Below are 26,186 nucleotides of genomic sequence, written 5' to 3' on the forward strand. Positions count from 1 at the left end.
ATCCTTCGGGATCGGCCGGGCCCGTTCTTTTTCCGGAACGGCGGTCATACTGCCCGGCCGGCACCTCGAACGGCTCCAGATCGGCACTTCGAGATCGTCGAACGGCGCAACCGGATCGCGCACGAAGCCGATCGGGATCCGGAACAGATCGCCGCGAAGAAGCCCATCACCGCCGACGACGCGTCCGAGGCGATCGCCGCCATCGACCGGCGATGTGGATCACTGGTCGGACGTGCTGCGGTGGATGGAAGACACCCGGACGCGGCTCCGCTCGGCCGTGGCCGTCTCGTCAAGAACCGTCACGAAGCGCCAGAACCCCGGCTCCGTCCGGCCGCTTGCAATAGGCCGTCCGGTTGAGATAGCACCTCAGCGGTTGTCCCCGCCGGTACTACTGGGATATTCCGTTACTTCCGGAGGGTGCGGGAGGGGGCGGGGTGACGTCGTGGAGCGGCTCTGAGTACCCGAGTTCCCTCGCGTTCCTCATCGACTGCCTGGAGCAGATCCCGTGCCTGCGCGATCCCGGCAGCCGGCGCCTCTGTCTCGAACTGCTGGCCGACCACCTCGGCATGCCGCTCGTCGTCGAGGACCTGCCGACCACCCGGGCGAGCCTGATCGGCATCGTGCAGGCCTGCCGGCGGCAGCACCCGCGCGCGCTCGCGGCCTTCGTCGATGCCGTCGAACAGATGGAGCCCGGGTCCATCCCCGTGCAACGGGCTCGGGCCGCCGTCGAAGACATGGCCACTCTCGATCTGGTCACCGAGTACGACCGGCGGGAACTGCTGAACCTGCTGGGCGAGAACCCCAGCAGCCGGCTGGCCGAACTCGTGCGTGCCGCCGCCGGGCCCGCGGCCGAGCTGACCTCGGCCGACCACCGGCCGGCGGACGCACTGGCGACGCTCGAACGGATGAACGCGCAGCCGGACGGGATTCCACCGCTGCTGCTGTTCGTGGAGTACCTCGCGGCCGCGGCCGGCGACCAGCGGGCCGAAGGTCTGCGCGACTGGAACGACCGGCAGGCCGCGCGGCTGGGCGTGACCGAGCAGATCCTGGCCGTCCGGCTGGCTCAGGCCACCGAACCCGCCACGCCGGAGGAGGTCGTCGCCTACCTCGTGGTCCGCATCGAGCCGGACCTGCTCGACGCCGGCCGGCTCGTCGTCGTGCACTGGCGGCACAACGATCCGACCGGCTGGCGGCCCCGGCGCAGCGAGCCGTTCACCGGAGACCTCGACGCCGTCCGCGCACACGTCGCCGACCTGGTCACCGCGGCCGAGACCGGCTGGGCCAGGGACGCCTCCGCGATCCGGATCGAGTTCCTGCTCCCGTACGAGCTGCTGAACCTGCCCGTGGACCAGTGGGACCTGGAGGAGGGCAGTTCGCTGCCGCGCCCGCTGGGGCTGCACTACCAGGTGGTCGTCCGCAGCCTCGACCGCGCTCGCTCGCCCCGCTGGCACCGCGAATGGCGACGGCGGTGGGACCTGCTCAAGAAGGTGCCCGCCGGGCTGACGACACCCGAAGAGCACTGGCTGTGGAGCGACGGCGCGAAGCGGCGGCACCTGACCGCGCTCGACGCGAAACTGGCCGAGCAGAAGAAGGTCGTGTCGCTCGTGCTGCGTTCGGTGCCGGACAGCGCGGACCCCGGCGAGGTGCTGGTCGGCGTCCGGACCGGGATTCCGGTGATGATCTGGCACCGCACCGAAGCCGCGCGGTCGGCGTTCGAGGCGGAGATCAAGTCCCTGCGCGACTTCCTGCCCGAGCTCGTCGAACACCTGCGCCTGCTGCGCAGCCGGGCCCGGCAGGCGGCCCGGCCCGATTCCCACGTGGGCAGCCGGGTTTCGCTCCTCTGGGACGACCCGGACAGACCCGTCGAGCCGCAGGATCCCCCCGCGGCCCCGATCGAGGAGGTGCCCGCCCGATGAGCGGTGCCGAGATCCCGCCATGGTGCGTCTACCGCGGTCACGGGCTGCCGCCGCCGGCCGGTGAGGACGCTCCCGAGCTGCCCGCCGCGCCCAGCTGGCGCACCTTCGACGGCGGGCCGGCGCTGCCCGTCCCGCCGGTGACCGACGCCGAGTTCGTCCGCCGGCTCGGGGTGCCGGCCGTAGCCTCGTCGCGGGACGCGACGCTCGAAGAGGTCCTGACCGTCAACGCCGCCTTGTACCTCCGGCGCCCGTTGCTGGTCACGGGCAACCCCGGTACCGGGAAGTCCAGCCTGGCCTACAAGATCGCGCGGGAGCTGGGACTCGGCCCCGTGCTGCGCTGGCCGATCAGCAGCCGCACCGTGTCCCGCGACGGGATGTGGACCTACGACGCCATCGGCCGCGTCCAGGCCGCGGCGACCGAGGAGGGCGCGGACATCGGCGGGTTCGTCCGCCTCGGCCCGCTCGGCACCGCCCTGCTCCCCTACGACCGGCCGCGCGTGCTCCTGATCGACGAGCTCGACAAGTCGGACATCGACCTGCCCAACGACCTGCTGTCGGTGTTCGAGGACGGCGACTTCGAAATCCAGCCGCTGACCCGGATCGCCGCCAGCCAGCCCGAGGTCACCGTCTTCACGCACGACCGCGGCGGCCGGGCGACCGTGCGCGAAGGCCACGTCCAGTGCCGCGCCTTCCCGGTCGTGGTCGTGACGAGCAACGGCGAACGGGACTTCCCGCCCGCGTTCCTGCGCCGCTGCCTGCGGCTCGACATGCCGCAGCCCGGCTTCGAAGAGCTGGTGAGCATGGTGGCCGCGCACTTCCGCGACGTGCCGCCGCGCAGCGACGACCTCATCCACGAGTTCCTCACCAGCAGCGGGCAGGAGGGCGGCCTCGCCAACGACCAGCTGCTCAACGCCCTGCACCTGACGACGTCGGGCGCGCACCAGCACGACGCGAACTGGGGGGTCCTGCGCGACACCCTGTGGCGGCGGCTCAACGTCCGGGGAACGGACTGAGGGATGGCCGACCCGGTCGACCGCCTCGCCACCGAGGCGCTCAGCGCGAACGAGATCGCCGACGCGGTCTGGCTCGCCGCCCGCATCGCGGCGAGCGAACCGCCGCGCGCGGAAACGGAACCGCGGCCGCGTCCCGAACGCCCGCCACCAGCCCCACCCGAGCCGGAACCGGAACCCGAGTCGCCACCGGAGTTCCGCGCCGAGCACCCGCCGCCGGGCCGCCCGGACCCGGCGCGGCCGCCGGAGCACCCGGAACCGCCCCCGCTCCCCCTCGAACCGGTCCCGGTCCGGCCGCGCGCGCGGCCGAAACCCTTGGCGCCCCCGCCGGCCCGGGTGGTTCCGCCGAGCCTGCCCCAGGGACTGGCGAAGGCGCTGCGGCCGCTGAACCGCGTCGCCCGCCTGAAGCACCGAACCGAACTGGACGAGGAAGAGACCGCGATCGCCGCGGCGGAAACCAAGGTCTGGCTACCGGTGCACCGGCCCTCCCGCGGTCACCCGTTCGAGGTCGTGCTGGTCGTCGACCGCGGTTCTTCCATGGTGCTCTGGGAACGCACTTCCCGCGCCTTTCGCGCCCTGCTGGAAAGGCAGGGCGCGTTTTCCGACGTCAAGACGGTTTCGGTGGACACCGACGATTCCGTCGTGCGGTCCGTGGAAACCGCACCGGGCACCGGCTGCGAGCCGGCGCAATTGGCCGACCCCACCGGGCGGCGCGTCATCGTGGTGCTCAGCGACGGCGTCGGCCCCGCGTGGCGCAGCGGGTCGATGTTCGAGGTCCTGTCGCTGTGGGCCAAAACCTGCCCGGTGACGCTCTTCCACCTCCTGCCTGCCGAACGCTGGAGCTGGACAGGCGTGAGCGTGGTGTCACAGACCTTGCGCGGTGTCCGCCCCGGCACCGCGAACCCGATCCCGGTGCTGGAACTGGAGCCCCGGCACGTGCGCCGCTGGGCCGAACTGGTCTCCGGTACTCCCGGCGTGCGGCTCCCCGTACTGGTCCCCCCTATGAACGAAGACATCGCGGATGACGCGGAGCATACTGAGGAACCACCTTCACCCACCGAAAGGCTGGAAAAGTTCCTCGCCACGGGCACTTCGCCCGCGATCCGATTGGCCGGGTTGCTGGCCGCGGCACCGCTCACCCTGCGTGTGATGCAGGCGGTGCACGGAACCCTGACGCACCAGGCGCGTCCCGCTCACCTGGCGGAAATCCTGCTGAGCCGGTTGCTGCACCGCGTCCCCCCGGACCCGGACGGCGGAAGCCCGGTCGAGTACGACTTCGCGCCGGGACTGCGGCGGCGGTTGCTGGCTCTGGTGTCGCGCGCGGACACCGCCCGGGTCCAACGGGTGGTCCAGGACGTCCTGGGCCCGCAAGAACCGGTGGTGGCGAATCTGCGCGATGTGCTGAGCAGGCCCGATGAAGTAAACCTACCGGCGGTTACGTCGCACACTGAACCCTTGTTGACTGTTCAGCGTGACACTTTGAGAGCCCTCTCAGGACCGTACACCCGGAGGGCGAACCGATTGGGTGAAGCCTTGGACCGGTTCCGAAACACCCGTAACGACCTCGCGCCGCGCGCGATTGACGGTGATGTAAGGTCCGCCGCATCCGATTCGCAAGCTGAACCGATCAAGCCTCGAGGGATTTCAGTGACCACCACGAGTTCGGAGGCGGGCACTGAGGTCCGCCACTCCGGCCAGCAGCCCGCCGTCTGGGGCGGCGTTCCGCTGCGCAACGTCAACTTCATCGGGCGCGGAGACATCCTGCGCGCGTTGCACGGTGAACTCTCCAAATCGACCCGTACGGCCGTACTGCCCGGTGCGCTGCACGGGATGGGCGGCATCGGCAAATCCCAGATCGCGGTCGAATACGTCTACCGGCACGCCGAAGAATACGACCTGATCTGGTGGATTCCCTCGGAGAACCCTTCGGAAATCCAGGCGTCGCTGGTAAAACTGGCGAAGCGGCTCGATCTTCCGGTGGAGCAGTCGGTGGACACCGCGGTGCCCGCCGTGCTGGAGGCACTGGGCGGCGGCGAGCCCTATCGCCGCTGGCTGCTGGTGTTCGACAACGCCGACCGGCCCGAGGACGTCCGCCGGTTCTGGCCGCGGCGCGGTGAGGGCCACATCCTCGTCACGTCCCGGAACCCGCAGTGGTCCGAAGTTTCGCAGGCGGTCGAGGTGGACGTCTTCCGGCGTTCGGAAAGCCGGGAACTGCTCCAGCGGCGCAACCGCGACCTCGCCGACGAGGACGCCGACCGGCTGGCCACCGTGCTGGGCGACCTGCCGCTGGCCGTCGAACAGGCCGCGGCCTGGCGCGCCGAAACCGGCATGGCGACCGACGAGTACCTGGAACTGTTCGAGAACAAGCGCACCGAACTCCTCCAGTCCCGGCCGCCGGCGGACTACGACGTCGCGGTCGAAGCCGCGTGGAACGTTTCGCTGGACAGGCTGCGCGACGAGAACCCCGGCGCGCTGGAACTGCTCGAAGTGTGTGCCTTCTTCTCGCCGGAGCCCATTCCGCGCGCGATGTTCAGCGGGGTCCGCAACGTCCCGACTTCCGAGGCGCTCGAGCAGACCCTGGGCGACCCCATCCAGCTGGGCCGCGCGATCCGCGAGATCAACCGCTACAGCCTCGCCAAGATCGACCACCGCAGCGACACGTTGCAGCTGCACCGCCTCGTCCAGCTGGTGCTGCGCAACAAGCTCGGGCCGGACGACCAGGAGCGGGTGCGCCACACCGCCCACCTGCTGCTCGCCAACCGCGACCCCAAGCAGCCCGACTCGGTGGACTACTGGTCGCGCTACGCCGAACTGCTCCCGCACATCCGGGCCGTCGACGCCCGCAACTGCACCGACCGCTGGGTGCGCCGGATGGCGATCAACGCGGTCAACTACCTCTTCGCCTTCGGCGACCCCGCGGGCGCCCTGGAAATGGCCCAGGACTACGCGCAGTTCTGGAACGAGAAGCTCGGCGAAAAACACCCCGACACGCTCGTCGTCTCGCGGTGGTGGGGACGCATGCTGCGCGCGCTCGGCCGGTTCGAAGAGGGCCGCACCGTCGCGGAGCGGACTTTGGCGCTGATGCAGGAGACCCTGGGCGAAACACACGAGGAAACGCTGCTCACCATGCACGGCGTCGCCTCGGACCTGCGCGCCAAGGGTGACTTCGAGCGGGCGCGCCAGATGAACGAGTTCGCCTACCTGAGCGCCTTGGACCGCTTCGGTGACGAAGACCCGGACACGCTCGCCGCGGCCAACAACTACGCGCTCAGCCTGCGGCTGGTCGGCGACTTCGCCGCCGCCCGCGACCTCGACGAGCGGACGGCGCAGCGCAAGCAGACCGTCCTGGGCGCGGACCACCGGCACACGTTGCTGACCCTGGACAACTGGTCGGTCGACCTGCGCGAGACGGGCGACTACCTGCGGGCGCGCACCGAGCAGGAGGACACCGTCCGCCGGATGCGCTCGCAGCTGGGCGGCCGGCACCCGATGACCCTCGCGGCCATCAAGAACCTCGCGATCGCCTACCGCAAAGCGGGTCTGCACCGCGACAAGAAGGCGCTCACCCTGGCCATGGAGGCCACCGACGGGCTGGTCACCAAGTACGGGGAATCCCACCCCGACGCGATGTCGGCGACGATGGACCTGTCGATCGAGCACCGCCAGGACGGCAACCTCGCCGAGGCGCGGCGGCTCGGCGACCACGTCAAGGGCCTCTACGAAGCGAGCTGGGGCGAAAAGCACCCGTTCAGCGTGGCCGCCGCGACCAACCTCGCGGTCACGTTGCGCCTGCTCGGTTCCGTCGAGCAGGCACGCGAACTGGGCGAACGAGCACTGGCCGACATGACCGAAGCGCTCGGTGCGGACCACCCGTTCACGTTGGTCTGCGCGACGAACCACGCGAGCGACCTCGCCGAATCGGGTGACTACGAAGGCGCTTACGCACTCGATCAGGCGACGCTCGAACGTTCCGAGCGGGTGCTCGGCGCGGACCACCCGTCGACGTTGGCGCTGCTGGTCAACCAGGCACTCGACCTGCGGGGGCTCGGCCGCGGCGAAGAAGCGGACGGTCTCCAGCTGAACGCGGTCCAGCGGCTGCGCCAGGTCCTCGGCTCGGAGCACCCGGCGACCGCGGACGCGCAGTTCAACCACCGCGCCAACTGCGACATCGACCCGATGCAGATCTAGCACCGGGCCACCGGACACGCGGGCCTCCGGTCGAGGGAATCCGTTCCCTCGACCGGGGGCCTTTTCCCGTCGCGGGTCAGCCGAGCCAGCGGGCGAGCCGGTCGGGGTCCGGTGCGATCCCGCGCTGCCGCAGGACTTCCCGGTGCACGGCCCGCACGAGTTCCGGACGGCCCAGCAGCACCGGGTGCCGGGTCGCCAAGGCGAACCCGGCCCACGTGGCCGTCGAGCCGGGAGTGGTCGTGAGCCGCCGCCGGTAGAGGTCGGCCGCGGTCACGGTGTCGCCGTCGACGAGGGCCAGGTCCGCGGCGGACATCCCGCTGATCTCGGCCATCGCCAGCTCCGGTTCGGCGCGGTAGACGTCGTACAGGTCCGGGTCGGTCAGCCAGGTCCTGGTGAGCGTGAGCCGGGCGTGCCCGGCGGAGCCCGGTGCGGGCACCAAAGCCGGCGGCACCGCCGGGACGGGCGGGCACGGCCGGTTCCGCAGCCAGGCCTCGGCCAGCTCCGCCACGACCCGGTCCGCGACCCGCAGGTGCCGCAGCCGCCAGGTCAGGCGGTGGTCGAGCGTGGCCCGCCCGGCCGCGTGCCCGATGTCGTCCGGCAGCGGCTCGGTGCCCCACTCGCGCAGCCGCTCCCCCGCGATCGTCAGGAACCGGCGCCCCAGTGCCGACGGGACCGATTCCGCGAGCAAGGTGCGCACGGCGTGGGCCGTCTGCTCGCGCCGGTAGGCGAACTCGAACTGCGCGGCCCTCGCCGCCAATCCTTTTTCGACGGGGTAGTGCCCGCGGTAGAACGCGGTCACGCCGAGGAAGGAATAGGCGCCGTGGAGGAGGCCGGTGGCCGGCCGCGGATCATCGCGCCACGGCGCGTAGAGGCGCGGGGAGTCGTTGTCCCCGGCGGGATCGAGCAGATCGACGAGGACCAGCAGGACGCCGAGCTTGTTGTGCTGGAACTCGTGCACCAGGGTGGCCGCGAACGTCGTCGCGTCCGGTGGGCGCGACAGCACCACTGAACCGAAGACGTCGTTGTGGGACGCGCTGTAGGGGGTGAACCGGTCGATCGCCGCTCTCGGCACGAGGGTGGTGAGCCCCGCGGTCAGCTCGGCCGCGATCGCGGGGTGGTGCTCGGTCAGCAGCTGCCAGGTGTCGCCCAGGATTTCCGCCCATCGCGTCACTTCGCCGGCGTCGAGGCGCTGCGGCGGGACGGGCCCGTCGAACTCGCGGTAGGGGTCAAGGTCGTCGAGGACGAACTCGCCGTCACCGGCGCGCACGGTGCGCAGGGTGGACCAGCCCGGGCCGTCGGCGGAACTGTCGTCGGGCAGCTGCACGCTGCCGGCCGGGCCCCGCACGAGGACGTGGCCGCGTTCGGCGTGCACCTGCGCGAAATCCCATTCCCGGCGGCTGCGGACGTCGGCGAGCCCGAGAGTGGGCAGCATGAGCCGGCCGCGCCACACCGGAACCCGGGAGCGGAAGTCGTGCCCGGCACGGATCGCCGCGGCGGTGGCGAGCCGGTGCAGGCCGCCGAGATCGGCCCACAGCGGCGGGTCGCCGAGCCCGCCACCGGCCAGCCGCTGCAGGACGTTCGACGCCCACAGGCCGGTGTGGGGGTGCGCGAGGACGCGGTCGGTCGCGGCGGGATCACAGTGCTGCGCCTCGATCAGCAACGCCCACGCCTCGTCGAGCGGCGGCAGCGGGGACATCGCGGGCTTCAGCTCGGCCGCACTGTCGAGAACCGCGCGCAGCAACGTCAGCCGCCGGCTGCGGTCGGCTTGCCCGAGCTGCGCGACGACGGCAGCGTCACTCCGCCCCGCGGCCATCGCGTCGAGGTTCGTCAGTGACACCCGGTGGGTGTCCAGCATCGGGTCGCAGGTTCCCTAAACCCTGCTCAGCGTGCGTCCGGTGCCTGGTTCTGGAGCAACCCGGTCCGGCTGCACTCGGCGCGGCCGGCGAGCTGCCGCAGTGATCGGAGGAGCGCCGGGTCGTCACTCCCGCGCAGTTCGGCCAAGGGGAACGTGCTCAGATCGACCATCCTCGTGGTGACTTCGCCCCGAGCCTGTCCCATGTCAGGTCCTCCCTCACGACACGCCCCCACGATCGGGGGAGTAATCATCATGCAACACGAAACGGGATTTGTGAGGGTCCGCATGGCGGATCAATCCCGCCGGTCCGGATACTGTGCGTTTCCGCAACCCCGTTCGGGCGGCTGATCACCCCCCGGTTTTGCGGAACGTACTACCGAGGGGGCTTCCCTGCGGAAGGGCGGCGGGCTCGGGTGGCCCGCCGTCCGTCAGCTTCACCGTGAATGCCGTCTTCGGCGCGTTTCCGGAAAGGCGGAGAAACCCGGGTGCGCGGCCGTGCCGGGTCAAGGCGTGCCGGGCACCGGGCGCACGGCGTCGAGGATCAGGTCGAGCATCCGGCCGACCCGCTCCGCGTCCTGGACGGCCGAAGTGGACAGGAACACGCCGAGCAGCATCAGGGTCACGTCTTCCGGGTCGACGCCCGCGCGCAGCGTGCCCGCGCGGGCTCCCGCGTCGAGGATCGCGCCGATCGCCGCGGTGATGCGGCGGCGCGTTGCCGGGGTTGCGATGCGGCCGGACGCCATGCTCGCGCGCAGGACGTCGGCCATTCCGCGCTTCGTCTCCACGAAAGCCGCGTAGCGGTCCATCCACGCGCGGAGCGCGGCCTCCGGCGGGAGCTGTTCGAGCAGCGCCGGGGCACTCGCGGTGACGTCGTCCAGCTCGGCCGCGTAGACGGCCTCGACGAGCGCCTCGCGGGTCGGGAAGTGGCGGTAGAGCGTGCCGATCCCGACGCCGGCCTCGCGGGCGATCGCCTCCAGCGCGACGGTGCCGTCGGCGGTCGCGAAGGCCGACCGCGCGACCGCGACGAGCTTTTCCCGGTTGCGGCGCGCGTCGGAGCGGACCGGGCGGTCAGGTTCGGGCGGAGTCAAAGCGGAGGTACCTCCGGTTGTGCTACGGTCGGCTTAGCGGAGGTTCCTCCGCTTCACCATCATCGCACGAGGACGGGACTACCCATGCCTTCCACCGAAAGTGCCCCGCGACCGGGTGGCGCCGGCGCGCTCGCCGGCCGGACCGTCTCCCGCGTCGGGTACGGGGCGATGCAGCTCGAACGCCTCCACGGCGACCGCGCCGCGGCCGTCGCGCTGCTGCGCCGGGCCTTCGACCTCGGCGTCGACCACGTCGACACCGCCCAGTTCTACGGCAACGGCTTCGTCAACGACGTCCTCCGCGAGGCCGTCCGGCCCGGGGACGACGTCCTGATCGCCAGCAAGGTCGGCGCCGACCCCGACCCCGGCGGCCCGATCCCGCTGCGCCTGGCGCAAAAGCCCGAGGAGCTGCGGGCCAGCGTCGAGGACAACCTGCGGGCCCTCGGCCTCGACCGCATCCCGCTGGTGAACCTGCGCCGCGCGGACCGGCGCCCCGGCGTGGTGGCCGAGGGCGACCAGCTCGTCGGCCTCGACGACCAGCTCGCGGTGATGACCGCCCTGCGCGACGAGGGCAAGATCGGCGCGATCGGCCTCAGCAGCGTCACCCTCGACATCCTGCGCCGGGCGCTCCCGGCCGGCATCGCGTGCGTGCAGAACGCCTACAGCCTCGTCGGCCGCGAAGACGAGGACATGCTCGCGCTCTGCCTCGAGCACGACATCGCCTGGGTCCCGTTCTTCCCGCTCGGCGGCGCCTTCCCGAGCCTGCCGAAGGTGACCGACGAGCCCGCGGTGCAGGCGGCCGCCCGCGAACTCGGCCACACGCCGGCGCAGATCGGCCTGGCGTGGCTGCTGCACCACGCCCCGAACGTCCACCTCATCCCCGGCACCGCGAGCGCGGACCACCTGGAGGCCAACATCGCCGCCGGCCACCTCGTGCTCGACGGTGGGACGCTGGCCGCCCTGGACGCGGTCCTGTCGCGCTCGCTGGACGCCACGCTCGGCTAACGCCAGGGCAGGACGGCGCCGTGGCGGACCAGCTCGCCGTACTGAGCGGGATCGACGGGCCGGAACACGAGGTCCAGCAAGGGGTCCGCCGCTTGCGCCGGGCTCGGCGCGGCACTGACGTCCCACCACAGGGCGGACGTCGGCGTGTTCATCATCCCGGGGCAGACGGCGGCGAGCAGGATGCCGCGCGCCAGGTCGTCGTCACGGCGTCGGGCGGCGAGCGTGCGCACCGCCGCGACCTGGCCGATCTTGGACGGGATGTTGACGAAGCCCGGCCAGTCGCCGGCGCGGGCGCTGCCGTCCTCGACCGCGTCGCGCCAGGCGGCGACCCGCTGGTCCACCTCGTCCAATGAGGACAGTCCGTCGAACCGGTCGTGCAGCGCGGGCGCCAGGTGGTTCAGCGTCCCGAACGAGCTGGCCACGACGAGGAACCGGCCACCGTCGCGCAGCATCGGCGCGAAAGCGCGCAGCAGCCGGGTGGTGCCGAAGTTGTTGACCTCGGCGTAGTCGCGTGCGATCGCGCGCGGGTCGTCGTCGGGCCCGACGCGCATGACGGCGTTGCCGAGGACGATGTCGACGCCGCCGTGCCGCTCGGCCAGCTTCGCGGCGAGGCGGCCGGACGCGCCGGGCTCGGCGACGTCGAGGACCTCACCGCGGACCTCGGCGCCGCCGGCCGGCACGGCTTCGACGGCCTGGGTGACGCGCCCGGCATCGCGGCCGGTCAGGTAGACGGTGTCCGCTGTGGACAGCCGGGCCGCGAGCCCTTCGACCAGGGCGAGGCCCAGGCCCTGGGTGGCACCGGTGACGAGAGCGACTTTCGGGGTCGTGTTCACGACTCCAAGCTAGGTCCGGCTCGGCCATGCGAAAAGCGAAAGATACGCAGACCTGGTATGCGTAGAAGTCATGACCATCGCCGACGCTTCGCTGACCGCGCTGCGGGTGTTCCGCGAGGTGGCCGAGCGCGGCACGCTCACCGCCGCGGCCACCGCGCTCGGCTACACGCAGTCCGCGGTCTCCCGGCAGATCGCGTCGCTGGAACGCGCGGCGGGAACGCCGTTGCTCGAACGGCGCCACGACGGCGTGCGGCTCACCTCGGCCGGGCAGATCGTGGTGCGCCGCGCCGCCGGTGTGCTCGACCAGCTCGACGCCACCGCGCGCGAGCTGGCCGGGCTGCCCGGCGAGCAGGGCACGGTCCGGCTGGGCTGGTTCCCCACCGCCGGGGCCGACCTGCTGCCCCGGGCGCTGACCGCCCTGCGGCGCACGCACCCGGCGATCACCGTGCTCAGCCGGGAAGGCGGCACGCCCGCACTGGTCCGCGCGCTGCGCGCCGGCACCCTCGATCTCGCGCTGGTGGCCTCGGCGCCGCCGTTCCGCCCACCGGACACCGAGACCCCGGCGTTGGTCCTGCGCACCCTGGCCGAGCGCAGCCTGCGCGTGGCCGTCCCGGCGAGCCACCCGCTCGCCCGCCGGGAGTACGTCGACGTGGCCGACCTGCGCGGGCAACGCTGGATCGGGGGCTCGGGCGATGACCGTGTGCTGGGGGTGTGGCCCGGCCTGGACGAACGGCCCGAGATCGCCCACACCGCCCGCGACTGGCTCGCGAAACTGCACCTCGTCGCCGCCGGCTGCGGCATCACGACGGTGCCCGGGTCACTCGGCGCCGTCGTGCCGGCCGGGGTGCGCGTGCTGGCCGTCCGCGGTGGTCCCGGTGAGCAACGCCGGGTCCTGCTCGCCCACCTCCCGCGCCCCCTGTCCGACGCGGCGGCCCGGGTCGCCGCGGCCCTGCGCGAAGCCGCTCTGGAGACCGACTCCCTGCCGCGGCCGTCGTGAGCGGGAAACAGTGTTCCAGCCCTGTTTCGCCCTCACGACCGGCTACGGGAGGCCGACCACGGTCCGCGGCGTCAGCCGGCCCTTCTCCGGATCCCGCGTGACCTCCCCCGCCGTCACTGCCGACGTCAGCGCCCCGATCGCGTCCTCCGGGCGGTAGATCGTCTCCAGCAGCGTGAACCGCTGCAGCTCCGCGACCGTCCGGCTCCCCCGCCGCGTCAGTTCCGCCAGCAGGGCCCGCCGCAACGGCAGCAGCTGCGGCGTCAGCGAGATGTCGACCAGGATTCCCTCGGCGTCACGCGGGTCGCGGTAGCGGATGCCCGCGAACTCGTCCACCGCCCACAGCTCGCTCTTGAACGTCGCGAGGTGCTTCTCGTCCGCCGTGACGAACACGAGCACGCGCGCTTCGCCGTCTTCGGCGACCAGTTCGATCGCGCAGCCGTGGTCGCCGTGATCCCCCGCCGGCGCGGTGACCACGACCTCGTGCCCCTTGCCGCGGGCCATCGGCGCGACCAGCGGCCACGCCCCGGGACCGTCCAAATGGGTCAGCACCGGCCCGGTGACCCCGAGGTCACGGGGATCGTCGGCGACCCGCACGGTGAGGCCCGCCGGCACTCCTTCCGGCACGGCCGAACCGACGACCACCAGCTCCAGGTGGTGCCCGTCGAGCCGGTCGGAGAACTCGCCGAAGACCCGGAGCGCGTCGGCCGCGAACCCGCCGCACTCGACGTACGTGCCGCCGCGCTGGGAGCGCAGCGCCTTCGCCGTCCACGCGTCGAGGTACCGCACCAGCACATCCCGTTCCACCGCGGCATGCTGGTCGGGGCGCCGTACGCGCTCGGCCACGCCTCCGGTTGTACCGCAGCGGATCGCTCCGCACCAGAGCCGCCGGGCCGAAGGACCGGCGGCGGGGGCGTTCAGCCCTCCGGGTAGAAGAGGAACAGGGTGCACCCGGTGGCGCTCGCGGGCACGTGCCACGTCCCGGCCGGCGCGTGCAGGAACGTGCCCGCCGGGTGGTCGCGCGCGCCGTCGTCGAACGTGCCCGCGACGACGTAGACCTCCTCCGGGCCGGGTTCGTGGACGTCCTTGCGCGGCCACGACGTGCCGGCGTCCATCTCCAGGACGTTCGCGTGCGCGCCGGTGGGTCCGGTCCACAGTGGACGCAGGCGGATGCCGGGGAACAGTTCGCGGACGGGTGCTTCCTTGACGGTGGACCAGGTGTAGCCGTCCTGGTCGAGGATCTCGGGGTGCATGACCGCCACGGTGCCCGCTCGGGCAGAGGCCGGACCAGTGTCCGGGAAGACACCTTGGGGTACTTTCTTGCCATGCATCGCGTGGTGGCCCTGGTGCGGCCGGTGCAGTCGACGTTCGAGCTCGGCTGCGCCGCCGAGGTCTTCGGCACGCCGCGGGCCGGGGTGCCGCGGCACTACGAATTCGAGGTGTGCGCGGAGACGCCCGGCCCGGTGCCGACGACGGCCGGGTACGCGATGTCCGTCTCGCGCGGGCTCGCGGCGCTGGACTCCGCCGACACGGTGATCATCCCGGGCTGGGCACCGGTGGAGGCGCCACTGCCCGCGCGCGTCCGCCGCGCGCTGCTGCGGGCCCACGCGCGGGGCGCCCGGCTCGTCACCATCTGCTCCGGGGTGTTCGCGCTCGCCCGCACGGGCCTGCTGGACGGCCGGTCCGCGACGACCCACTGGGGCCGCGCCGAGCAGCTGCGGCGCGAGTTCCCGCGGGTGCGCGTGGAGCCGGACGTGCTGTACGTCGACCACGGCGACGTCGCCACGAGCGCCGGGGCCGGCGCGGGCATCGACCTGTGCCTGCACCTCGTCCGGAAGGACCACGGCGCCGCGCACGCCGCGCTGGTCGCGCGGCACATGGTGATGCCGCCCCACCGCGAGGGCGGCCAGGTGCAGTTCGCCCCGCCGCCCCCGCCGCCGGACGCCCTGGACGGGCTCCTCGCGTGGGCGGGCGACCGGCTCGGGACGCCGTTGTCGGTGGCGGACCTGGCGGCGCACGCCGGTGTTTCGCCGCGCACACTCGCCCGGCGCTTCGCCGGCCAGCTCGGCACGAGCCCCGGCGCGTGGCTGCTGGCGCGCCGGGTGACGGAGGCCCGCACGCTGCTGGAGGAGACGGACCTGCCGGTGGAGGCGATCGCCGCCCGCGTCGGCCTGACGTCGGCCGTCAAACCTCCGGCGCCGGTTCCGCGCGCAGGTGGGAACGACGCCGGGCGCCTACCGCCGGGCGTTCCGCACCCCCTGACGCAGGCGCCGTTCACTTGCGCCCCACGGGTTGTCCTCCGGCCACAGGTTCCGGCACTTGAGCACACGGAGACGTCCCCGTGGGTCACCTTCGGCTGACCGCGGCGGCCGCGGCCAGGGCGACCGCGAACACCGCGTAGGAGGCGGACAATGCGCCGGCCGAGCTGAGGGTGCCGCCGATCGCGCGGCCCAGGAGCTGCCCGACGCACTCGGCCGTGATCACCGCCGTGGCCAGCTCCGTCGCGGTCAGCCCGGCCGGGCCGGCGGTGCTCGCCCGGACGTACAGGCCGGGATAGGCGAGCCCGACGCCGATCCCGGCCATCGTCCAGGCCGCGAGGACCACGGGAAACGGGCCGCCGACGGCCAGGACGGCCGTGCCGAGAGCCGTCATGGCCAAGCCGGTCGCGGGCAGGCGGCGCGCGAACAGGCTCGTCACCGCCCAGGCCAGCGGGGCCGCGCTCAAGACGATCGCGGCCTGGCCGAGGCTCATCCCGAACCCCGTTGTCAGCAGGACGGTGATCAGGCTGTCCGCACCGAAGTAGCCGACCGCGAACAGGACCATCGCGGCGAGCGCGGCCGGTGTCCCGCGGCGGAGGCGGGCGGTGCCCGCCGGCAGGATCGCGACCATCCCGGCCGCGGCGACCACGGCGCCGGCGACCGCGAGCGGCCACCACCCCTCGCTCAGCACGACTCCCGCCGCGCCCAGGGGCACCAGCAACGTCCGGCCGAGCGGCCGCGGCGCGGCGCCGGCGGGCGGGTCGTCGCGGACGGCGCGCACGACGAGCAACCGTCCGAAGAGGACGAAGGGCACCGGCACCAGCAGGGTCCAGCGCCACCCGACGAGGTGTTCGAGGCCCAGCGTCGCGGCCGGGCCGACGAGGGCGGGCAGGATCCACATCGCCGACGACGCCGCGACCACGCGCAGGCGCAGCCGTTCGTCGAGGTGCCGGATCGCGGAACTGACGCCGAAGACCGCGAGCAGGCCACTGGCGAGCCCGGTGCCGAGCTGGCCCAGGGCGAACACCTCCGCGTTCCGGGCGGTGGCCGCGAGAACGAGCCCGCCGACGTAGGCGAGCATCCCGGCGGCGAGCGTGCCCCGCGTGCCCAGCCGGCCGAGGACCCGGCTCGCCAGTGGCAGCGCGACGAACAACCCGAGGGTCGAGCCGGCGATCAGGAGCCCGAGCCGGTCCCCCGCGTCGAGGTCACGGGCGACGACCGGCAGCAGCGTGGAAGCGACGAAACTGGTGACGGCGGCCGAGAATTCGAGCGCGACGACGCCTCCGGCGAGGAGCCGCGACTCCCGCACCGGCAAGCTCACGTGTACAGGTCGCGGTCGTAGGCGTTGATCTGCACCCGGACGCCGTCGGGGTCCGGGACGCGCAGCGAGCGCCCGAAGCCTTCGTCGATGACGGGCCCGGGCTCGTACCCGGCCTCGCGCAGCCGCTCGGCGACGTCTTCCAGGAGTTCGTCGGTCTCGAAGGCCAGCTCGCACCGGCCGACGTCGTCGCCCCGGTGGACGGCCAGCGTGCCACCGCCGGCGGGCAGCTCGACCCACCCGCCGGGCCGCGACACCGGCCCCACGCTCAGGCCGAGGACCGCGTAGAACCGGGTCATGGCTTCGACGTCCGGGCTGTAGCGGATCGGCAGCACTCGCATCACGGGCGTTCCTCGCTTCGTCGCAGGTGGTCCTCGAGCACGCGCTCGACGTAGGCCGAAAGGGACTCGTCGGCGTCGACAGAGGCGTGCTTCACCCGCCGGATGAGCTCGGCCGGCAGGTAGACGCTGAACTGCCGCTTGGTGTCGGAGGGCATGCCCACATGCTAGCAAATGAGCTTGCCCGCATGCCTTACCTCGTTCGAGGGCCGGTCAGCCGCTGGTGCGCGCCGCGGCGCCGGCGATCATCAGCGCCAAGCCGCGCTGCAACGCGGGAGCCAGGTCCAGGTGCAGCGCCGCCAGGGCCGGGTCGACCTCGTACGCGGCCAGCGCGCTCGGCGACGGCCGGCAGTGCGTCCACAGCCCGCCGGTCAGGATCATCGCGAACAGGCACACCGACGCGGCCTCGTCGCCGACCTCCGGCACGTAACGGCGGACCAGCTCGGCCATCGAGTCCAGCCCGGCGAGGGCGGACCGCTTGAACCGCACGACGACGTCCACCGACACGTTGTGCTCCAGGACACCCGCTTGTGCGCCGATGAGGTCGCACAACACGGTGCGTCGCGCCAGCGAGTGGGCCACGACCGCCGCGAACCGCTCGCCCCGCTCCCCCGCCGGCCCACCCGCGTCGACGCCCGCCGCCAGTTCGTCGGCCACTTCCCCCAGCCAGTCCCGCAGCGCCCGGTCGAGCAGTTCGAGCAGGACCGCCTCCCGGGATTCGAAGTAGCGCAACACGTTCGACTTCGCGAGGCCGACCCGCCTGCTGAGCTCGTTGAGGGTCACGTCGGCCACCGGCATCTCGTCGAGCATCGCCAGCGCCGTGTCGAGGATCGTGCGGCGCCGCTCCTCCCGCTGCTCCGCGCTGCGGGCCCGCTGGAACGTCATGGCACCCAGCGTAACGCCCGGCACGTGAAATTGAAGACCGGCAGTCTCTTGACAACAGACCGTCGGTTCCTTAACGTCGGTCATAACAGACCGCCGGTCCGAAAGGGCCGCCACCGGAGGGAACCGCCATGGGCGAGAACTGGACCGAACGCGAAGTCCCCAGCCAGAAGGGGCGCGTCGCCGTCATCACCGGGGCCAACACGGGCCTCGGGTTCGACACCGCGAAGGTGCTCGCCGAACGCGGCGCGACGGTGGTGCTGGCCGTCCGCGACGTCGAAAAGGGCAAGCGGGCCGCCGCCCGGCTCGGCGCGAACGCCGACGTCACCGTGCAGGAACTGGACCTGGGCTCGCTGGACTCCGTCCGGGCCGCCGCGGCCGACCTGCACGGGACGCTGCCGAAGATCGACCTGCTGATCAACAACGCGGGCGTCATGTACCCACCGAAGCAGACCACGCGGGAGGGGTTCGAGCTGCAGTTCGGCACGAACCACCTCGGCCACTTCGCGTTCACCGGCCTGCTGCTGGACCTGCTGCTGCCGGTCGAGGGCTCCCGGGTGGTGACGGTCGCGAGCATCGCCCACCGCATCCGCGCCGCGATCCACTTCGACGACCTGCAGTGGGAGAAGTCCTACGACCGCGTGGCGGCCTACGGGCAGGCCAAGCTCGCGAACCTGATGTTCGCCTACGAACTGCAGCGCCGCCTCGCCCCGCACGGCACGACGACGTCGATCGCCGCCCACCCCGGCGTGGCCCGCACGGAGCTGATGCGCAACTCCCCGGCGATCGCCCGCGCGCTCTTCCCGCTGGTGGCCCCGCTGTTCACCCAGAGCTCGGAGCGCGGCGCGCTCCCGACCCTGCGGGCGGCGACGGACCCCGCAGCCCTCGGCGGCCAGTACTACGGTCCCGCCGGCCCGGGCGGCTACCGCGGCCGCCCGCAGGTGGTGACGTCCACCCCGCAGTCCTACGACGCGGCGATCCAGCAGCGCCTGTGGGCGGTTTCGGAGGAGCTCACGGCGGTCAAGTTCCCAGTCGGCTGACCCGCGGCTAAAGCCAGTCGTGCTCCCGGGCGTAGCGGGCCGCTTCGTGGCGGGTGCGGGTTTGGGTCTTCTGCATCGCGTTGGACAGGTAGTTCCGCACCGTGCCCTCCGCCAGGTGCAGCTGCCCCGCGATGTCGGCCACCGAGAAGCCTTCCCGCGTCGCGCGCAGGACGTCGAGCTCGCGGTCGGTCAGCGGGCAGTCGTCGACGACCGCGAGCGCCGAGACGTCCGGGTCGATCCAGCGCTTGCCCGCGTGCAGCGTCCGGATCACCGACGTGATGTGCGCCGGCTCCGCCGACTTGCTGACGAACCCCTGCACGCCCAGCTTCAGCGCCTTCCGGAGCACGCCGGGGCGGGCGTGCCGGGTCAGCATCAGGATCACCTGCTCCGGCCGGGCACGGCGGATCTGCGCGACCGCGCCGAGGCCGTCCACCCCGGGCATCTCGAGGTCGATGACGAGCACGTCCGGGCGGTGCCGCAGCGTGGCGGCCACCGCCGCTTCGCCGTCTTCGGCCTCGGCGAGCACGGTGATCTCGCCCTCGAGCGGCAGCAGGGCGGCCAGCGCCTTGCGGAGCAGGGCTTCGTCGTCGGCGAGCACCACGCTGGTCATCGGCCGTCCTTTCGGATCTTCGAAGGCGGCGACGTCGAACGAAACGCCGCCGCCGTCAGGAACCGGCCGTCCGTCCGCGACACCACCAGCTCACCGCCGTTCTCCACCAGGCGGTGCCGCAACGCCGCGAGCCCGCTGAGCTCGGGCGGGCCCTCCTCGGCCGCGCCGTCGTTGAGGATGGTGATCCCGGAGCTCGAAAGGGTGATGCGCACCTGCCGCGCCTGGGCGTGCCGCAGGATGTTGGTCGTCGTCTCGCGCAGGACCTGGCCGAGCAGCTCGCCCGCACGGGCGTCCACTTCGGACTCCCGCTCGACGCGCACGTGGATTCCGGCCGCCTCGAACAGGTTCTTCGCGTTCTCCAGTTCGGCGGAGAGGTTGAGCCGCCGCTGGGCGTAGGCGAGCTCCTTGGTCTGCACGATGGTGTCGCCGACCAGGCTGCGCACCTCCCCCAGCTCCTCGCGCGCCCGGTCCGGGTCGGTGTCCAGCAGCTTCTCGGCGAGCGCGACCTTCAGCTTCACCACGTGCAGCGTGTGGCCCTGGATGTCGTGCAGGTCGCCGGCGAAGCGCACGCGCTCCCGGGTCACGGCCAGCTCCGCCTCCCGTTCGCGCGACTGCTCGAGCTCCGCGACCAGGTCGTACAACCGCTGGCTGCCGAACATGAACGCGGTCGACAAGAAGACCGAGGCCGCGGGGACGGCGGCGAACTGGATCAGCCGCGCACCGATCCGATCGTCGGACACGAGCACGTTCGTCGCGCCCAGGACGGCGACCAGGACGGTCAGCCCGGCCATCGCCGCGATCCGGTGGCGCGGCAGCGGCGGGATGAGGAACGACCCCACGAGCGACAGGCCGTAGAACGCGGAGGAGTTGCCGGTCAGCGCCCCGGCCAGCCAGACCACCGCGGTGACGACCAGGCTGGGCCGCGCGACGCGGAGGAAGTCGCCCGCGGTCCAGCGTTCGGCCGTGGCCAGCGCCGCGATCAGCCCCACTACCTGGATGACGACGTGCCACCAGGTCCGGGCGGTGAGCACCAGCAGCAGCACGCCGACGAGGGCGAGCGGCGGCACCGTGGTGATCAGGTTGAGCCGGCGCAGCCGTTCCTGGACCGCCCCGCCGGTCCAGGACGTCCTGCGCGCGATCGACGGTGCCTCCATGAACCGAGCGTATCCGGCTTCGCGGGCACCACCAGTGACACTGCGTCATACGCCGGGGTGACGTCAGCACACTGCCGCGCGGGCTCCGATCCCGCTGGAATCGGAGCATGTCCACGACACCCGTCATCGACGTCGACCGCCTGAACCTCACCTACGACGGCTTCGCCGCCGTGAAGGACCTGTCGTTCCGAGTGGACCGCGGGGAGCTCTACGCACTGCTCGGCACGAACGGCGCCGGGAAGACCTCGACCCTGGAAACGATCGAAGGCCACCGCGCGCCCGGCTCGGGGGCGGTCCGGGTGTTCGGGAAGGACCCCCGCGACCGCGCCGCCGTCCGGCCGCGGATGGGGATCATGCTGCAGGAAAGCGGATTCGCCCCGGACCTGACCGTGCGGGAGACCGTGCGGCTGGTCGGGCGGCTCACCGAACGCACCGACGACGTCGGGCGGGTGCTCGGCGTCGTCGGCCTCACCCGCAAGGCCGCGACGAAGGTCGGCCGGCTTTCCGGCGGCGAGAAGCGGCGGCTCGACTTCGCCACCGCCGTGTACGGCTCGCCCGAACTGGTCTTCCTCGACGAGCCCACCACCGGCCTGGACATCCAGTCGCGCGACGCGCTCTGGGACGCGGTGGACCGGCTGCGTGAGGACGGCGCCACCATCGTGCTCACCACGCACTACCTGGAAGAGGCCCAGCAGCGCGCCGACCGCATCGGGCTGATGCACCAGGGCGCGTTCCACCGGGAAGGGACCGTCGCCGAGCTGACGCGGACCCTGCCGGCCACCATCCGCTTCGGCCTGCCCCCGCGCGCGCCCGCCCCGCCGCTGCACGCCGCGCGCCAGGCCGACGGCCAGTTCCTCGTCGAGACCTTCGGCCTGCAGAAGGACCTCCACACGCTGCTCGGGTGGGCGCAGGACCACGCCGTGGACCTGCAGGACCTGCGTGCCGGGCCGACGCGGCTCGACGACGTCTTCCGCGCCATCGACAACTCCTGAAAGAGGACCCTCCCATGTGGACGATCGCTCGCGGCGAGCTGATCCAGATCTTCCGGAACCGCCTCGTCCTGGTCACCGCCCTGGTGCTGCCGGCCGCGCTCAGCGCGTTCTTCGTCTTCCGGCACGACCTGTTCACCGCGGTGGGCAGCCTCGGCTACATCGCTTCGCTGGCCCTGTTCTTCGTGGCGGGCATCGGGCTCTACACGACGACGGTGACCACGCTGGCCTCCCGCCGCCAGAACCTGTTCCTCAAGCGCCTGCGCTCGACCGCGGCGGGCGACGCCGGCATCCTAGGCGGGCTCTTGGTGCCCATCACCGTGCTGTCGGTGGTCCAGATCGGCGTCATCCTCGGCGTGCTCGCCGCGGTCGCGGGGCCGCCCGCGAACCCGCTGCTGCTGGTGGCGGCCGTCGTCGCGACCGTGGCCATGATGCTCGCGCTGGGACTGGCGACGGCCGGGCTGACGAACTCGCCCGAGCACGCGCAGGTGACGACCCTGCCGGTGAGCCTGGGCGTCATCGCCGTGGGCGGCTGGGTCGGCATCACCGGCACCGGCGACCTGACGCTGCTCAAGCGCCTGCTCCCGGGCGGCTCGGCGACCGAGCTGGTGCTCGACGCCTGGAACGGCGGCCGGCCGGCCGCCGACTCACTGGTCCTCTTCGGACCGACCCTGGCCTGGGTCGTCGTCGCGGTCGCGTTGGCCGCGCGGCTCTTCCGCTGGGAACCGCGCCGCTGACCGCGGCGCGGACGAGAGAGGGGAATTTCGATGCGCACCACCTTGCTGGCCGCGGCCGTCGCCGTACTCGGCGCGACCGTCGTGGCGCCACCGGCGTCCGCGAGCGAACCGACGTGGGGCCCGTGCCCGGCCGGGGCCTTCCCGACGCCGGACCTCGAGTGCACGACGCTGAAGGTTCCGCTGGACTACCGGAACCCGGACGGCCGCGAGATCGACATCGCGGTTTCGCGGCTCCCGAGCAAGAACCCGGAGAAGCGGCGCGGTGTGCTGCTGACGAACCCGGGTGGTCCCGGTGGCGCGGGCCTGGACTACCCGCAGATCCTGAAGCTGGTGAAGCTGCCGCAGAGCGTGCTCGACGAGTACGACCTGATCGGCTTCGACCCGCGCGGTGTCGGGCACAGCACCCCGGTGACGTGCGACCTGACGCCGGCGCAGATGGCGATCGGCAACCTGCCTTACGCGAACGGCCCCGCCGACGTCGTGAAGCAGGCGGAGCACGCGAAGACGGAAGCCCGGCAGTGCGCCGAGGCGGCGACCGGGTCGATGCTGCCGCACGTCACGACGGCCAACACCGCGCGGGACATGGACCGCATCCGCCAGGCGCTCGGCGAGTCCACCGTGTCCTATCTGGGCGCGTCGTACGGCACGTACCTGGGTGCGGTGTACACGACGATGTTCCCCGAGCGCAGCGACCGGTTCGTGCTCGACAGCAACCTCGGGCCGGGCGGCTACGACATCGACGCGATGCGTGGCTTCGGCCGCGGGATGGAGGACCGCTTCCCGGACTTCGCGAAGTTCGCCGCGGCCCACCCGGAGTACGGGCTCGGCCGCACGCCGGCGCAGGTGACCGCCAAGTTCCACGAGCTGGCCGCGCGGCTGGACCGGGCCCCGGTCGGGGAAATCACCGGGTCGCTCTTCCGCGGTTTCACGTTCGAGGGGCTGTACGCGACCGACCTGACCCCGCTGGCCGAGAACTGGCAGGCCCTGGACCAGGGCCGGGCACCGAAGCCGGCCGCCGCGCTCGCGGCACCGGCGGAGAACCTCTTCGCGGCCCGGTTCGCCGTGCTCTGCGGCGACACGGCCTGGCCGCGGTCGGTGCTGGGCTACCAGGTGGACGTCGCCGTCGACCGGATCCGGTACCCGCTGCTCGGCGCGGCCTCGGCGAACATCGCGGCGTGCGCGTTCTGGCCGTCGGCACCGGTCGAGCCGAAGGTGCGGATCACCGGCCGGGGCCCGGCGAACGTGCTGATGGTGCAGAACGAGCGTGACCCGGGCACCCCGCTGGCGAACGCCCGCAAGCTGCGCGCGGCGTTCGGCGACCGCGCCCGGATGGTGACCGTCGACCAGGGCGGGCACGGCGCCTACCTGTTCGGGCCGAACCAGTGCGGGAACAGCGCGGTGACGGAGTTCCTGGCGACGGGTACCCGCCCGGCGCACGACCTGTCCTGCGCCGCCGAGAGCCACTGACGGCGGCCGCGCCGCGAGCACGCCACTCGCGGCGCGGCCCTCGCCTCCGAGGTCGTGGTGCCCGGCGCCCGGATCGTGCTGGTCCGGCGGATCGCGATGCGCGGGAAGACGCTGCACCTGCCGGTGGCAGGCCACCTTCCTCGGCGCGGCGTTCGCCGTGTTCGAGGTCGTGGCCGGCTGGGGCACCGGCGTGCTCCGCCAGGTGTTCCGGGCGCGGCTCGTCAGTCCGCCGCCACCTGGATGATCGTCTTGCCGGGCACGCGGCGGCGGCGGGCGAACGCGGCGGGTGCCTCGGCGAGCGGGCACACCTCGCCGACGAGGGGCTTGAGGCGTCCGTCCCGCACCCGCTGGGCCAGGTCCGCGAGCCGCTCGCGGTCGGGCTCGACCACGAAGAAGACGGCGCGCGCGTCCTTCGGGTGCACGGTCGGCGGCTCGGCGATGGTCACCAGGGTGCCGCCGGGGCGCACCAGCGCGGCCGACTTCGCGAGGACATCGCCGCCGAGGACGTCGAAGACCACGTCAACCTGTTCTTCCGGCTCGGCGTCCGGCTCCCGGAACACGTGCGCGCCGAGGCCCAGCACGAGGTCGCGGTCGCGCGCCCGGCCGGTCGCGATCACCCGGGCACCCGCCTGCCGGGCGAGCTGCACGGCGATCGACCCCACGCCGCCGGCGGCGCCGTGGATCAGCACGGTCTGGCCCGTCGTGAGCCCGGCGTGGTCGAACAGTCCCTGCCACGCGGTCAGGCCGGAGATCGGCAGCGTCGCGGCCACGGTGTGGTCGATGTCGGCGGCCAGCGGGGCCAGGTTGCGCGCTTCGACGGCGGTGTATTCGGCCAGGGTGCCGTCGCGCGTCCAGTCGGCGAGGCCGAAGACCCGCTGGCCGACGGTGAGACCGGTGGTGCCGTAGCCCAGCTCGGCGACGACCCCGGACAGCTCGTGCCCGGGAACGCTGGGCGTGCGGTCGCGGCCGGCACGGTCGGTCCAGGTGGCGGGCCAGCCGAGTTCGCCCGGGGTGAAGCCGGCGGCGTGGACCCGCACGATGACGTCGTTTTCGGCGGCGTGCGGGTACGGCAGTTCGGCGGGGGTCAGTCCGTTGACGCCCGCGTCGCGGTCGCTCACGGTGATGGCTTTCATGACTTCTCCTGTTCAGCTCGGCCAAGCGGAGCCGAGGACGCGTTCGACGGTCGTCGTGCGCCGGAAGCCGGGGATGAAGTGCGCGAGCACGTCGGCGTTCACGGTGCCGTTGGTGGTGTCGGGGCGGTTCTTCTGCCCCTCGAAGTAGGCGGTCAGGAACTCGTTCTTGAAGTCGCCCCGCGGGTGCGCGGCGACGATCTCCGCCACCCGGTCGGTGTCCAGCTCGCCGAGCCCGAACCCGACGACGTCGGTCAGCACGCCGAAGTGCGTGCCGGCGATCTCCGGCCCCATGCGGCCGGGAACGCCGGGCGTCGTGTGCAGCGCGATCGCCGTCCACACGGTCTCCGCGGCAGCGGCGGAAAACCCGTGTTCGAGCAGGAACTTGCGCCCGTGGTCGGCCCCGTCGACCTCGAAGCGCTGCTCCACATCGGAAAACGGCGTCGCGAGGCCGGTGTCGTGGAACATGGCCGCCAGGTAGAGCAGCTCGGGATCCGGTTCCCCGCCGAGCCGCTCGGCGTGGATCCGGCCGAAGAAGTAGACGCGGCGGGAGTGGTGGTAGACGAGCGGGCTGGTCGTCTCCCGGAGGTGCCGGGTCGCTGCGGCGACCGCCGCCGTGTCCGGGACTTCGATGCCCGCGATGACCTCGGTCATGACTTGAGCCTTTCCTCTTCGAGTTTCGCGACGAACACGTCGGGGCGGGTCAGGAACGCCTCGTGGTCTCCGGGGACGCCGATCGGCTCGACCCCGAGCCGAGCGGGGAACCGCGGGCACCAAGCGTATTCCCCCGGTGGCATGGCCAGATCGGCTTCGCCGGCGAGGTAGCTGACGGGCAGCCGAAGCGGCGGCGCGGCCATCGGCTGCTCGAAGTAGTTCATCGGCTGGGGAACGAGCAGGTCGTACAGCAGCTTCCGCGCGGGCTCGGGGGTGTTCTGGGCGAAGGCGTTCTGCCAGATCTCGTAAGGCAGGACCACCGAGTGGTCGGCCGACTCGCGGGCGAGCTGCCGGAACAGGGCCGCGTGCCCGGGCGGCACGTCGTCCACGAGTGCGACGCCGTCTTCCGGCACGAAGGCGCTGTAGAAGACGAGCCTCCGCAGGCGGTGCGGGACCCGGTGGGCCGCCCCGAAGACGGGGTAGCCACCCCAGCTGTGGCCCACCAGCGTGACGTCGGTGAGGTCGTTCCGGTCCAGGAAGCCCGCGACGAAGTCGATGGTGTCGGTGAGCCGGTACCGCCGGGGGTCGTCGCCGTCGGCGAGCCCGGGCAGGGTGAGCGCGAAGACCCGGTGCCCGCGGGCGCGGAGACGGTGGGCGACGGGGCGCCAGGACCAGGCTCCGTGCCAGGCCCCCGGGACGAGTACATAGGTCTCCACCATCGAG

Annotated in this window: 24 protein-coding genes and 1 pseudogene; 10 read left to right on the top strand and 15 right to left on the bottom strand. The window is 72.6% G+C overall.

The window, feature by feature from the left end; genetic code table 11:
- Window positions 1–434: 434 nt before the first annotated feature.
- From ACZ4TR_RS13325 to fxsT, 3 genes are read left to right on the top strand one after another with little or no spacing between them, the layout of a single operon-like run.
- Window positions 435–1,916 carry a VMAP-C domain-containing protein gene (locus ACZ4TR_RS13325; RefSeq protein WP_465287256.1) on the top strand — a complete coding sequence of 494 codons (1,482 nt, stop codon included), beginning with the start codon at window positions 435–437 and terminating at the stop codon, window positions 1,914–1,916.
- Window positions 1,913–2,929 (top strand): AAA family ATPase, encoded by a 1,017-nt coding sequence (locus tag ACZ4TR_RS13330; RefSeq protein ID WP_465287257.1) that lies wholly within the window; start codon window positions 1,913–1,915, stop codon window positions 2,927–2,929. Before ACZ4TR_RS13325 ends, ACZ4TR_RS13330 begins: the two co-directional genes overlap by 4 nt.
- Window positions 2,930–2,932: 3 nt before the next feature.
- Complete coding sequence (gene fxsT, locus ACZ4TR_RS13335) at window positions 2,933–7,114, top strand: FxSxx-COOH system tetratricopeptide repeat protein (protein WP_465287258.1); 4,182 nt, start codon at window positions 2,933–2,935, stop codon at window positions 7,112–7,114.
- Window positions 7,115–7,190: 76 nt separating this feature from the next.
- On the opposite strand, the gene ACZ4TR_RS13340 is transcribed toward fxsT, so the two are convergent.
- The 3 genes from ACZ4TR_RS13340 to ACZ4TR_RS13350 all read right to left on the bottom strand — a co-directional run bounded on the left by ACZ4TR_RS13340 (window position 7,191) and on the right by ACZ4TR_RS13350 (window position 10,057).
- Window positions 7,191–8,969 (bottom strand): HEXXH motif domain-containing protein, encoded by a 1,779-nt coding sequence (locus ACZ4TR_RS13340; protein WP_465287259.1) that lies wholly within the window; start codon window positions 8,967–8,969, stop codon window positions 7,191–7,193.
- A 26-nt stretch (window positions 8,970–8,995) separates the two neighbouring features.
- Entirely contained in the window at window positions 8,996–9,172 is a 177-nt protein-coding gene (locus tag ACZ4TR_RS13345; RefSeq protein WP_465287260.1) for a hypothetical protein, read from the bottom strand.
- A gap of 300 nt (window positions 9,173–9,472) precedes the next feature.
- Window positions 9,473–10,057 (bottom strand): TetR/AcrR family transcriptional regulator, encoded by a 585-nt coding sequence (locus tag ACZ4TR_RS13350; RefSeq protein WP_465287261.1) that lies wholly within the window; start codon window positions 10,055–10,057, stop codon window positions 9,473–9,475.
- Window positions 10,058–10,141: 84 nt separating this feature from the next.
- Here ACZ4TR_RS13350 and ACZ4TR_RS13355 point away from each other — a divergent pair, with 84 nt between their 5' ends.
- Window positions 10,142–11,059 carry an aldo/keto reductase gene (locus ACZ4TR_RS13355; protein WP_465287262.1) on the top strand — a complete coding sequence of 306 codons (918 nt, stop codon included), beginning with the start codon at window positions 10,142–10,144 and terminating at the stop codon, window positions 11,057–11,059.
- On the opposite strand, the gene ACZ4TR_RS13360 is transcribed toward ACZ4TR_RS13355, so the two are convergent.
- Window positions 11,056–11,892: an SDR family NAD(P)-dependent oxidoreductase gene (locus ACZ4TR_RS13360; protein WP_465287263.1), complete on the bottom strand. Its 837-nt coding sequence runs from the start codon at window positions 11,890–11,892 to the stop codon at window positions 11,056–11,058. The genes ACZ4TR_RS13355 and ACZ4TR_RS13360 overlap by 4 nt on opposite strands.
- 70 nt (window positions 11,893–11,962) lie before the next feature.
- Between ACZ4TR_RS13360 and ACZ4TR_RS13365 the strand changes: the two genes are divergently transcribed.
- On the top strand, window positions 11,963–12,889 hold the full coding sequence (locus ACZ4TR_RS13365) for a LysR family transcriptional regulator (RefSeq protein ID WP_465287264.1): 927 nt from the start codon (window positions 11,963–11,965) through the stop codon (window positions 12,887–12,889).
- Window positions 12,890–12,931: 42 nt separating this feature from the next.
- On the opposite strand, the gene ACZ4TR_RS13370 is transcribed toward ACZ4TR_RS13365, so the two are convergent.
- Window positions 12,932–13,693 (bottom strand): hypothetical protein, encoded by a 762-nt coding sequence (locus ACZ4TR_RS13370; RefSeq protein ID WP_465287265.1) that lies wholly within the window; start codon window positions 13,691–13,693, stop codon window positions 12,932–12,934.
- A gap of 110 nt (window positions 13,694–13,803) precedes the next feature.
- Window positions 13,804–14,139: a cupin domain-containing protein gene (locus ACZ4TR_RS13375; protein WP_465287266.1), complete on the bottom strand. Its 336-nt coding sequence runs from the start codon at window positions 14,137–14,139 to the stop codon at window positions 13,804–13,806.
- A gap of 72 nt (window positions 14,140–14,211) precedes the next feature.
- On the opposite strand from ACZ4TR_RS13375, the pseudogene ACZ4TR_RS13380 reads away from it, so the two are divergent.
- Window positions 14,212–15,148, top strand: a pseudogene (locus ACZ4TR_RS13380) (GlxA family transcriptional regulator).
- Between the two features lie 84 nt (window positions 15,149–15,232).
- Here ACZ4TR_RS13380 and ACZ4TR_RS13385 read toward each other — a convergent pair.
- Genes ACZ4TR_RS13385 through ACZ4TR_RS13400 form a run of 4 tightly spaced genes read right to left on the bottom strand, consistent with a single transcriptional unit; the run spans window position 15,233 to window position 17,685 of the window.
- Window positions 15,233–16,465 carry an MFS transporter gene (locus ACZ4TR_RS13385; protein WP_465287267.1) on the bottom strand — a complete coding sequence of 411 codons (1,233 nt, stop codon included), beginning with the start codon at window positions 16,463–16,465 and terminating at the stop codon, window positions 15,233–15,235.
- Window positions 16,462–16,803 (bottom strand): VOC family protein, encoded by a 342-nt coding sequence (locus tag ACZ4TR_RS13390; RefSeq protein WP_465287268.1) that lies wholly within the window; start codon window positions 16,801–16,803, stop codon window positions 16,462–16,464. Before ACZ4TR_RS13390 ends, ACZ4TR_RS13385 begins: the two co-directional genes overlap by 4 nt.
- Window positions 16,803–16,958, bottom strand: a complete 156-nt coding sequence (locus tag ACZ4TR_RS13395; RefSeq protein WP_465287269.1) for a CopG family transcriptional regulator — start codon at window positions 16,956–16,958, stop codon at window positions 16,803–16,805. Before ACZ4TR_RS13395 ends, ACZ4TR_RS13390 begins: the two co-directional genes overlap by 1 nt.
- 55 nt (window positions 16,959–17,013) lie before the next feature.
- On the bottom strand, window positions 17,014–17,685 hold the full coding sequence (locus ACZ4TR_RS13400) for a TetR/AcrR family transcriptional regulator (protein ID WP_465287270.1): 672 nt from the start codon (window positions 17,683–17,685) through the stop codon (window positions 17,014–17,016).
- A gap of 128 nt (window positions 17,686–17,813) precedes the next feature.
- On the opposite strand from ACZ4TR_RS13400, the gene ACZ4TR_RS13405 reads away from it, so the two are divergent.
- Complete coding sequence (locus ACZ4TR_RS13405) at window positions 17,814–18,722, top strand: SDR family NAD(P)-dependent oxidoreductase (protein WP_465287271.1); 909 nt, start codon at window positions 17,814–17,816, stop codon at window positions 18,720–18,722.
- A gap of 7 nt (window positions 18,723–18,729) precedes the next feature.
- On the opposite strand, the gene ACZ4TR_RS13410 is transcribed toward ACZ4TR_RS13405, so the two are convergent.
- Both ACZ4TR_RS13410 and ACZ4TR_RS13415 read right to left on the bottom strand, forming a co-directional pair.
- Window positions 18,730–19,332: a response regulator transcription factor gene (locus tag ACZ4TR_RS13410; protein ID WP_364521851.1), complete on the bottom strand. Its 603-nt coding sequence runs from the start codon at window positions 19,330–19,332 to the stop codon at window positions 18,730–18,732.
- Window positions 19,329–20,486, bottom strand: a complete 1,158-nt coding sequence (locus tag ACZ4TR_RS13415) for a sensor histidine kinase (RefSeq protein WP_364521849.1) — start codon at window positions 20,484–20,486, stop codon at window positions 19,329–19,331. Before ACZ4TR_RS13415 ends, ACZ4TR_RS13410 begins: the two co-directional genes overlap by 4 nt.
- Window positions 20,487–20,593: 107 nt before the next feature.
- Between ACZ4TR_RS13415 and ACZ4TR_RS13420 the strand changes: the two genes are divergently transcribed.
- The 3 genes from ACZ4TR_RS13420 to ACZ4TR_RS13430 are packed head-to-tail and all read left to right on the top strand — an operon-like array spanning window position 20,594 to window position 23,679.
- Window positions 20,594–21,478, top strand: coding sequence for an ABC transporter ATP-binding protein (locus ACZ4TR_RS13420; RefSeq protein ID WP_465287272.1), 885 nt, complete (start codon window positions 20,594–20,596; stop codon window positions 21,476–21,478).
- A gap of 14 nt (window positions 21,479–21,492) precedes the next feature.
- Window positions 21,493–22,212, top strand: a complete 720-nt coding sequence (locus tag ACZ4TR_RS13425) for an ABC transporter permease (RefSeq protein WP_465287273.1) — start codon at window positions 21,493–21,495, stop codon at window positions 22,210–22,212.
- A 30-nt stretch (window positions 22,213–22,242) separates the two neighbouring features.
- Entirely contained in the window at window positions 22,243–23,679 is a 1,437-nt protein-coding gene (locus ACZ4TR_RS13430) for an alpha/beta hydrolase (RefSeq protein WP_465287274.1), read from the top strand.
- A 221-nt stretch (window positions 23,680–23,900) separates the two neighbouring features.
- Here the strand turns inward: ACZ4TR_RS13430 and ACZ4TR_RS13435 are convergent, their stop codons facing one another.
- The 3 genes from ACZ4TR_RS13435 to ACZ4TR_RS13445 are packed head-to-tail and all read right to left on the bottom strand — an operon-like array spanning window position 23,901 to window position 26,182.
- Entirely contained in the window at window positions 23,901–24,812 is a 912-nt protein-coding gene (locus ACZ4TR_RS13435) for an NADP-dependent oxidoreductase (RefSeq protein ID WP_465287275.1), read from the bottom strand.
- A 12-nt stretch (window positions 24,813–24,824) separates the two neighbouring features.
- The gene (locus tag ACZ4TR_RS13440; protein WP_465287276.1) at window positions 24,825–25,463 is read right to left on the bottom strand and encodes an HD domain-containing protein; all 639 of its coding nucleotides are present in this window, start codon (window positions 25,461–25,463) and stop codon (window positions 24,825–24,827) included.
- On the bottom strand, window positions 25,460–26,182 hold the full coding sequence (locus ACZ4TR_RS13445; protein ID WP_465287278.1) for an alpha/beta fold hydrolase: 723 nt from the start codon (window positions 26,180–26,182) through the stop codon (window positions 25,460–25,462). The genes ACZ4TR_RS13440 and ACZ4TR_RS13445 overlap by 4 nt, the downstream gene beginning before the upstream one ends.
- Between the last annotated feature and the right edge of the window lie 4 nt (window positions 26,183–26,186).

It is taken from the genome of Amycolatopsis sp. NPDC028719 (assembly GCF_055565395.1).

What these genes read in the sequence shown, in the direction of transcription:
- ACZ4TR_RS13330 (WP_465287257.1), top strand. Translation starts at nt 1,913, where the DNA reads ATGAGCGGTGCCGAGATCCCGCCATGGTGCGTCTACCGCGGTCACGGG.
- fxsT (WP_465287258.1), top strand. Translation starts at nt 2,933, where the DNA reads ATGGCCGACCCGGTCGACCGCCTCGCCACCGAGGCGCTCAGCGCGAAC.
- ACZ4TR_RS13340 (WP_465287259.1), bottom strand. Translation starts at nt 8,969, where the DNA reads ATGCTGGACACCCACCGGGTGTCACTGACGAACCTCGACGCGATGGCC.
- ACZ4TR_RS13345 (WP_465287260.1), bottom strand. Translation starts at nt 9,172, where the DNA reads ATGGGACAGGCTCGGGGCGAAGTCACCACGAGGATGGTCGATCTGAGC.
- ACZ4TR_RS13355 (WP_465287262.1), top strand. Translation starts at nt 10,142, where the DNA reads ATGCCTTCCACCGAAAGTGCCCCGCGACCGGGTGGCGCCGGCGCGCTC.
- ACZ4TR_RS13365 (WP_465287264.1), top strand. Translation starts at nt 11,963, where the DNA reads ATGACCATCGCCGACGCTTCGCTGACCGCGCTGCGGGTGTTCCGCGAG.
- ACZ4TR_RS13375 (WP_465287266.1), bottom strand. Translation starts at nt 14,139, where the DNA reads ATGCACCCCGAGATCCTCGACCAGGACGGCTACACCTGGTCCACCGTC.
- ACZ4TR_RS13390 (WP_465287268.1), bottom strand. Translation starts at nt 16,803, where the DNA reads ATGCGAGTGCTGCCGATCCGCTACAGCCCGGACGTCGAAGCCATGACC.
- ACZ4TR_RS13395 (WP_465287269.1), bottom strand. Translation starts at nt 16,958, where the DNA reads ATGCCCTCCGACACCAAGCGGCAGTTCAGCGTCTACCTGCCGGCCGAG.
- ACZ4TR_RS13400 (WP_465287270.1), bottom strand. Translation starts at nt 17,685, where the DNA reads ATGACGTTCCAGCGGGCCCGCAGCGCGGAGCAGCGGGAGGAGCGGCGC.
- ACZ4TR_RS13405 (WP_465287271.1), top strand. Translation starts at nt 17,814, where the DNA reads ATGGGCGAGAACTGGACCGAACGCGAAGTCCCCAGCCAGAAGGGGCGC.
- ACZ4TR_RS13410 (WP_364521851.1), bottom strand. Translation starts at nt 19,332, where the DNA reads ATGACCAGCGTGGTGCTCGCCGACGACGAAGCCCTGCTCCGCAAGGCG.
- ACZ4TR_RS13415 (WP_364521849.1), bottom strand. Translation starts at nt 20,486, where the DNA reads ATGGAGGCACCGTCGATCGCGCGCAGGACGTCCTGGACCGGCGGGGCG.
- ACZ4TR_RS13420 (WP_465287272.1), top strand. Translation starts at nt 20,594, where the DNA reads ATGTCCACGACACCCGTCATCGACGTCGACCGCCTGAACCTCACCTAC.
- ACZ4TR_RS13425 (WP_465287273.1), top strand. Translation starts at nt 21,493, where the DNA reads ATGTGGACGATCGCTCGCGGCGAGCTGATCCAGATCTTCCGGAACCGC.
- ACZ4TR_RS13430 (WP_465287274.1), top strand. Translation starts at nt 22,243, where the DNA reads ATGCGCACCACCTTGCTGGCCGCGGCCGTCGCCGTACTCGGCGCGACC.
- ACZ4TR_RS13435 (WP_465287275.1), bottom strand. Translation starts at nt 24,812, where the DNA reads ATGAAAGCCATCACCGTGAGCGACCGCGACGCGGGCGTCAACGGACTG.
- ACZ4TR_RS13440 (WP_465287276.1), bottom strand. Translation starts at nt 25,463, where the DNA reads ATGACCGAGGTCATCGCGGGCATCGAAGTCCCGGACACGGCGGCGGTC.
- ACZ4TR_RS13445 (WP_465287278.1), bottom strand. Translation starts at nt 26,182, where the DNA reads ATGGTGGAGACCTATGTACTCGTCCCGGGGGCCTGGCACGGAGCCTGG.